The following is a 2,428-nucleotide window of genomic DNA, read 5'->3' as shown; positions in this document are numbered from 1 at the left end:
AAGTGCAGGAAGGAGGGGGCGCGTCAGATGCCGGCGATGCGCTCGGCCACGGCACGGCGCACGGCGTCCTCGACCTCACCGCGCCCCTTCATCCGCTCGGCGGTGATGTGCACGACCTTCCACCCCGCGCGGTGCAGGCCCTCGAGGCGGAGCCGGTCGCTCGTGAGCTGGCCCTCGACGAGGGTGCGCCACTTGCCCTCGTACTCGACGGCGATCTTCCACTCGACCAGAGCCAGGTCCACCCGACCGACGAACCGGCCCTCGAAGAAGACGTCGAACTGAGGCGCCACGTCGAAGCCGGCAAGGGTGAGTCGCACGCGGCAGCGCGACTCGGGGACCGACTCGGCACGCGGGTCGCAGAGGTCAGCGGCGGCGCGGACGGGGACGACGTCGTCGTCGTGCCGAGTCAGGAGCCACGCCTTGAAGACGTCCAGGTCCAGCAGACGTGCCCGGACGACGACGTCGAGCCGAGCGGTCCCGAGCTCGAGGCCGCACCTCGCCGCGAGGTCGAACCCCATCCGCTCCCGTGACGCCGTGGGGACGCTCCTCCACGACGTGCTCCCCAGTGGACCGCGCGACGCGGCGCGCAGCACCGTCCCGCGGCGTCCCGTGCGCCAGTCGGCGTGCGGCACCACCCACTCGACGTCGTCCCAGGTCTCCGCCAGCGGCGCCCCCGCGACGGTGGCGAGCGAAGCCCCGGTCAGCCGGGCCGCTGGCGGGACGACGAGGGCCGCGCCCCGACAGCGCAGGGCGTGGTCCACGGGGAGGCACCTGGGCGCGTAGACGCCGTGGAACAGCCGCCGCAGCCGTGGGTCGCGCAGCTGGCCAGGAGTGAGCACGCCCTGGTCCAGGGCGTCGGAGGCGAGGAACACGTCGGGGAGCTCGTCCGGCCACGGGCGCTTCTTCGGCATGGGCGGAACGGTGGCCGCGGCAGCCGCCGCGCGCGTGCACCCTCGGGCGCGCCTGTGGACGGCGTGGAGGGGCACAGGCCCTGTGGGCTGATGACGTGCTCCCGCCCTCGTCGTCGTCGCCCTCCTCCCGGTCCGCACTTTCCGCGGAAAGCGCGAACCGGGAAGGGGCCCTTGGAGCACTTTCCGCGGAAAGTGCCAGAAGGAAGGGGGTCCTTGGCGCACTTTCCGCGGAAAGTGCGAGATGGGGACGGGGGTCAGGCGGAGCCGGTGGCGTCCTCGCGGGCGGGCTCGCGCGGGGCGGGCTGCACGGCGTCGGAGGGGAAGTCCTCCAGCGGGCCGGCGGGTCGCCGGTCCCACTCGGCGAAGACGAGGTCGGTCTGCAGGTACAGCACCAGCAGGCGCGTGAGGGCCACCAGGCCGTCGAGGTGGGTGCGCTCGTGCCCGTGGCCGGAGTCGACGCCGACCCCGAGCAGCGCCGCGCGCGCCTCGATCCCCGCCTCCAGCGCCGGCGCCGCGTCGGAGCGGTAGTGCCGGTAGACGTCGCGGCGCACCGGCACCCCGTGCTCCTCGCCCAGGGCCAGCAGACGGCGCGACAGGTGGTAGTCGAACGGCCCCGTCATGTCCATCATCCCGACGTTGGCGGTGCGCTCCGAGCTCGCCTGGCCCGCCGCGACCACCGCGTTGTCCACCGCGACCAGCTCGGAGACGTCGCGGTCGAGGCCGTGCGTGGCGCCGAAGCCGACCTCCTCGCCGATCGTCACGAGCAGCTGCGCGCCCACCCGCGGGGTGACGCCGCCGTCGACCAGCGCCTTGAGCGCGGTCAGGCACGCGGCGAGACCGGCCTTGTCGTCCAGGTGCCGGCTCTTGACGAAGCCGCCGGGGGTGATCCGCGGGTCGGCGTCGAGCGCCACGAAGTCGCCCACCTGGATCCCCAGCGCCTCCAGGCCCGCGAGGTCCGCGACAGGCTCGTCGACCCGCACCTCCACCTGGTGCCAGCCGACGCCCTGGGTGTCGATGTCGTCGCCGAAGGCGTGCCCCGCCGACAGCAGCGGCAGCACCGTGCCGGTGTAGACGCAGTCGGGGTCGTCGGTCATCACCGTGACGTGGGCCCCCTCGGAGAAGCGCGCGCTGTGCGTGCCGACCGGCACCACCTCCAGCCGCCCGTTCTCCTTGAGGCGCTTGACCATGCAGCCGATCGTGTCGGCGTGGACGACGACGGCGCGGCGCACCGTGCTGCTGGCGCCCAGCCGTGCCCGCAGCAGCCCGCGGCGGGTCAGGTCGAACGGCAGCCCGAGCGCGGAGATGCGGTCCCCCACTAGCTGCATCACCGCGTCGGTGCGCCCGGAGGGGCTCGGGGTGAGCAGCAGGTCGACCATGGTGGAGCGCAGGAACTCCTCGTCGACCGGGAGGTCGAGCGGGCGGTCGCCGTCGGCGGGGGTGCGCGGTGGTGCAGCGGTCACGGTCGATCACGCTAGGGCGGCGGGGCGGCGGCGGCGCGTCGAGCAGTCCCCCCGCCG

2 protein-coding genes are annotated in these 2,428 nt (G+C 74.3%); both read right to left on the bottom strand.

Going from position 1 to position 2,428, the window contains the following annotated elements; genetic code table 11:
- Positions 1 to 23: 23 nt before the first annotated feature.
- A complete protein-coding gene (locus FHN55_RS08500) occupies positions 24 to 911 on the bottom strand; it encodes a hypothetical protein (RefSeq protein ID WP_139711889.1) in 888 nt (295 codons plus the stop codon).
- A gap of 254 nt (positions 912 to 1,165) precedes the next feature.
- Entirely contained in the window at positions 1,166 to 2,371 is a 1,206-nt protein-coding gene (locus FHN55_RS08495; RefSeq protein ID WP_218974472.1) for an osmoprotectant NAGGN system M42 family peptidase, read from the bottom strand.
- Positions 2,372 to 2,428 lie beyond the last annotated feature (57 nt).

The sequence above is a fragment of the Streptomyces sp. NP160 genome (assembly GCF_006335115.1).
GTDB lineage: Bacteria > Actinomycetota > Actinomycetes > Actinomycetales > Quadrisphaeraceae > Quadrisphaera.
This window is presented reverse-complemented; position numbering and strand designations above follow the sequence as displayed.